This is a genomic window from Mesorhizobium sp. M4A.F.Ca.ET.050.02.1.1 (assembly GCF_003997725.1).
Taxonomy (GTDB): domain Bacteria; phylum Pseudomonadota; class Alphaproteobacteria; order Rhizobiales; family Rhizobiaceae; genus Mesorhizobium.
Genome location: NZ_RZSG01000528.1, coordinates 1 through 4,206, shown reverse-complemented (window position 1 = coordinate 4,206; position 4,206 = coordinate 1). Strand labels below are relative to the sequence as shown.

The window sequence follows — 4,206 nt, the reverse complement described above, 5'->3', positions numbered from 1 at the left end:
GGCCCAGACGACCACGCAGGCCAAGCATGAGACGAAAGCCCAAGCGCGGCCCGCGGCATGGGCGACCGCCTCCGCGACACGGTTGAATATTCGTTCCAACCCCTAATCCTCCGCCTGATGCGCCATGCTCCATGGCGTCGTGCCAAAGCCAGAGCCGTCGGCAGCGTGTTGCGGCCGAGACGCCCGTTTGTTTGTTCGGGAATCCTTGTGATCGCGCGCGGCCCCGGCCTCGACCGGGACCGCGGTTGCGGGCGACCAGAGCGGGTGCCCGGCGGCTCAGGCTGCCGCCTGCAACGCCCGCTGGTTCGCGCCACTTTCGCCCAGCGCGCTCAGCGCCTCGTCGGTGGCGGACTCCTGCGCCAGCGTTTCGCGCAGCAACGGCACCGCGTCCTTGAGGCCCAGTTGCTCCGCCCAGGCGACCAGCGTGCCGTAGCGGGCTATTTCATAATGCTCGACGGCCTGGGCAGCCGCCACCAGGCCCGCGTCCAGCGCCGGCTCGTCCTCGTACTCCTCGAGGATTTCCGACCCTTCTTCAAGGATGCCGTCGATCGCCGGACAGGTCTTGCCCCTTGCGGCCTTGCCCATCAGTTCGAACACCTGTTCCAGGCGCTCGACCTGTCCCTCCGTTTCCATGCGATGCTTCTCGAAGGCCGCGCTCAGTTCCTTTGACTGGGCTGCCTTCGCCAGCTTGGGCAACGTCTTCAGGATCTTCTTTTCCGCGTAGTAAATGTCCTTCAGGCCGTCCACGAACAGGCTCTCCAGGCCGTTCGCCGCGCCGGACGAATTCTTCCTTGCCATCACTTTGCTCCATCGGTTGATGCGCCTTGAGGGTGCAAAGGAAACGGCGCCCGTGAAATCGCAAGCGCCGCTTCCTTGCATCACGATAAGCGTGGCCGGGAACGGATGTTCCCTGCGAAATATTTCGTGAACCCAAGTCGTGGACGGCGCGCGGCGCGCGGGATCACCGGGACGGCTCTCCTGTCGGCAAGTCTCCCGGCGCGCATGCCTAGTCAGCCCGGCTGCAACCGGACGCCGGCTGCGGCGTTTGCTCTTGGCGGTGCACGCAGGATCGGAACCGAATGCTCGAATCCCTGTATCTGAACCTTGGCCAGCACGACGACCTCTCGGAGGCGGAAAAGGAATTGCTGGCGGGTGCCATCTCGACCGAAAGGCATGTCGCCACGGGGCAGGACATCGTTTCGGAAGGCTCGAGACCGACCCACAGCACCCTGATCCTCGACGGCATTGCCGCGCGCTACAAGGTGCTCGAGGATGGCGGCCGGCAGTTCACGTCCTTGCAGGTTCCGGGCGACTTCGTCGACCTTCACGCCTTTCTCCTGAAGACAATGGACCACGGCATCATCGCGCTGTCGCCATGCCGCGTGGCCGCCGCCGAGCACGGCAAGCTGCGCGCCATTACCGAGCAGGCGCCGCATCTGACGCGGCTTTTGTGGCTGGACACGCTCGTCGACGGCGCCATCCACCGGGAGTGGATCGTGGCCATGGGCCGGCGTTCCAAGACATCGCACCTCGCCCATCTCATTTGCGAGCTGTTCGTCCGCCTCCAGGTGGTCAAGCGCACCAGCGGGATGAGCTTCCAGCTTCCCTTGTCGCAAGCGGAGCTTGCCGATGTGCTCGGGCTGTCGGTCGTCCATATGAACAGGGTCATCGGCATGCTGCGCAACATCGGCCTGGTCAGCTGGTCGAGCTATACCGTGACCATCCTCGACTGGGATCTGCTGGTGGAGTTGGCTGAGTTCGACCCCACCTATCTCAGCATGAACCGGGAACCGAGATAGGCGTCACGGCGGATCGCGAAGCACCGACTTCCAGGCGGCGACCGACGCTATGTCGACGGTGACCAGGCCGCCGGCCTTGAACGTAACCCGGCCTCTGTCCTGGTCGACTTCGGTAATGTGACCGGCGATCATTATCGGGTCGCCGGCCTTGGCCCCGGCCGGCGGGTCGATGGCGAAAGGATAGTTGTGGGTCGGGATCCGCACCCGCGCGCGGCCGCTGCCGAGCAGCTTCAGGATGGTGGCGTTCACGATCACCTCGTCGCCGATGCTGACGTTCCAGGCCATGGGCGATCAGCCGGGTTTTCTGGGGGCCGCCGACTTGGCGCTGCCCGGCGCCCACAGCTCGTCGAGCATGACGAGCGCGGCGCTCCGGTCGCCGGGCCTCAGCAGCCCTTGCTCCGCCGCGGCCGTCTTGAACGCGTCGAAGGCAACAGCGGGTCGGCAGATCCCTGCGAGTGCGTCGTCCACCAGGCGGACCGCCACGACATAGGTCGCGGCGTCCTTATCCTTCCATGTCCTGGCGAGCGCCTTCTTGGCATCGGCGATGGACGACACGACCATCGAGCCGCCATCGGCGAACCGGATCGTCAGGGGCAGGAACAGACTCACGGCCGGTCACCAGCCGAACCACTCCCGGGTTCGCCATAGCAATCCGGCGAAGGGCGCGATCGTGAAGGCGACGACGCCCAGGGCCAGAAGGGGACTGCTCGCAAGAACCGGTTTCATCAGATGCCTCCACAAGGTCCCTCATTGCATCGACTACCATCGCGCGCCGGTCGTCGCATTTAACTTTGATATGCCGCGACCGGCGCCGAGGCCCGCGGGCGGCCGGTCCGGTGTTTCGACTTTGCCAACCTTTTCGAGCGGCAGACGTTGTCCTTATCGAAACCAGGAGACGAAGCGATGCTGACGAAATCCGACACATCGAAGGCGGCAGGCAGGCAGCGCCGCGTGCAGCGCAAGGTCGACGCCGATGACCGCCGCAAGGCCAAGGCGAAAGAGCCGGGTGCCATGCAGGCCGGGGCGCGCGAATATCCCGTGCCGCCTTTCCCGAAGCAGCATCATCCAAAACCCGGCGAGGAGTGGGCGATCGAGCCGGCGCCGCTCTACGACGCGCCGTTCTGGCAGGGCTCGAAGAAGCTCGACGGCAAGGTGGCGCTGATCACCGGCGGCGATTCCGGCATCGGTCGTGCCGTGGCGGTGCTGTTCGCGCGCGAGGGCGCCGATATCGCCATCGCCTATCTCAGTGAGGATCGCGACGCCGAGACGACCAAGCGCGCAGTCGAGGCCGAGGGCAGGCGCTGCCTGGCGCTGCGCGGCGATGTCGCCAGGCGCGCCTTCTGCCGCAAGGCGGTCGAGCAGACGGTGAAGGCATTGGGTGGCCTCGATGTGCTGGTCAACAACGCCGCCTTCCAGATCCATTCGACCGATTTCACCGACCTCACCGAGGAGCATTTCGACACCACGCTGAAGACCAATCTCTACGGCTATTTCCATATGGCGCAGGCAGCCGTGCCGCACATGAAGCCGGGCTCGGCCATCATCAACACCGGTTCGGTCACCGGCATCGAGGGTTCGAAGCATCTGGTCGACTATTCGATGACCAAGGGCGGCATCCACGCCTTCACGCGCGCTCTGTCGGGCAACCTGATCGGCAAGGGCATCCGCGTCAACGCGGTGGCGCCGGGCCCGGTCTGGACGCCGCTCAATCCGTCGGAAAAGGAGGCCGAGGACGTTTCCCAGTTCGGCGCCAAGACGCCGATGAAGCGGCCGGCGCAACCGGAAGAGATCGCGCCGGCCTATGTGTTCCTCGCTTCGCCGCAATGCTCCAGCTACATCACCGGCGAGGTCCTGCCGATTGTCGGCGGCTATTGAGAGGAGGCTTGCCAGAGGTGGGGGTAGGGGGCCTAACCCTTGCGCTTGCCTTCGGACGGGGCCCTCACGCCGGCCTGCGCCTCGCGCATCATCTTCAGCGCTTCGTCGCGGGTCAGGCCGCATTTGCGGGCGAAGTAGGCAGCCTCATAGGCCTCGGCCGCGGAGGCGGGCGAGATCGCGGATAGCATAGGTCTCGATTTCTTCTTGGCCATCGGTTCACGGCACCACTTCGTTTAGTCAGCTAATATAGCACCTTTGTTTGCCAAGGCAAATTTCTGCTATTTGCCGAGCTGTTCCTAGGCGAACGCGCCGATGCCCCGGGGGTTCCCTGGAAAAAGCGACGCATCTCGGCGCCCGGCGCCGGGGAGAGATGGCTGCCGCCGGCGGCCCGGTCGCATGGAGGCAGCGGGCCGGTAAAGTGGCCTGAACCTTGAAGGATTTTGAAACGTAATTATATCAATGACTAAGCGTGCTCTGCACGCGAAACGTAGTGCTTTGGTCAAGCTTCATCTTCATGGAGGTTGTCTATGGC

At 64.7% G+C, this 4,206-nt stretch carries 6 protein-coding genes; 2 read left to right on the top strand and 4 right to left on the bottom strand.

What is annotated here, in order from left to right; translation table 11 throughout:
- Window positions 1-276 precede the first annotated feature (276 nt).
- Window positions 277-798: a ferritin-like domain-containing protein gene (locus tag EOA33_RS26165; RefSeq protein ID WP_126055224.1), complete on the bottom strand. Its 522-nt coding sequence runs from the start codon at window positions 796-798 to the stop codon at window positions 277-279.
- A gap of 281 nt (window positions 799-1,079) precedes the next feature.
- Here EOA33_RS26165 and EOA33_RS26160 point away from each other — a divergent pair, with 281 nt between their 5' ends.
- On the top strand, window positions 1,080-1,799 hold the full coding sequence (locus tag EOA33_RS26160; RefSeq protein ID WP_126055223.1) for a Crp/Fnr family transcriptional regulator: 720 nt from the start codon (window positions 1,080-1,082) through the stop codon (window positions 1,797-1,799).
- Between the two features lie 3 nt (window positions 1,800-1,802).
- Here EOA33_RS26160 and EOA33_RS26155 read toward each other — a convergent pair whose 3' ends face one another.
- Window positions 1,803-2,084 (bottom strand): hypothetical protein, encoded by a 282-nt coding sequence (locus EOA33_RS26155; protein WP_126055222.1) that lies wholly within the window; start codon window positions 2,082-2,084, stop codon window positions 1,803-1,805.
- Between the two features lie 6 nt (window positions 2,085-2,090).
- The gene (locus EOA33_RS26150; RefSeq protein ID WP_126055221.1) at window positions 2,091-2,408 is read right to left on the bottom strand and encodes a DUF982 domain-containing protein; all 318 of its coding nucleotides are present in this window, start codon (window positions 2,406-2,408) and stop codon (window positions 2,091-2,093) included.
- A gap of 294 nt (window positions 2,409-2,702) precedes the next feature.
- Between EOA33_RS26150 and EOA33_RS26145 the strand changes: the two genes are divergently transcribed.
- Window positions 2,703-3,674, top strand: coding sequence for an SDR family oxidoreductase (locus EOA33_RS26145; RefSeq protein WP_127406957.1), 972 nt, complete (start codon window positions 2,703-2,705; stop codon window positions 3,672-3,674).
- Between the two features lie 32 nt (window positions 3,675-3,706).
- On the opposite strand, the gene EOA33_RS26140 is transcribed toward EOA33_RS26145, so the two are convergent.
- Entirely contained in the window at window positions 3,707-3,886 is a 180-nt protein-coding gene (locus EOA33_RS26140; protein ID WP_126055219.1) for a hypothetical protein, read from the bottom strand.
- Between the last annotated feature and the right edge of the window lie 320 nt (window positions 3,887-4,206).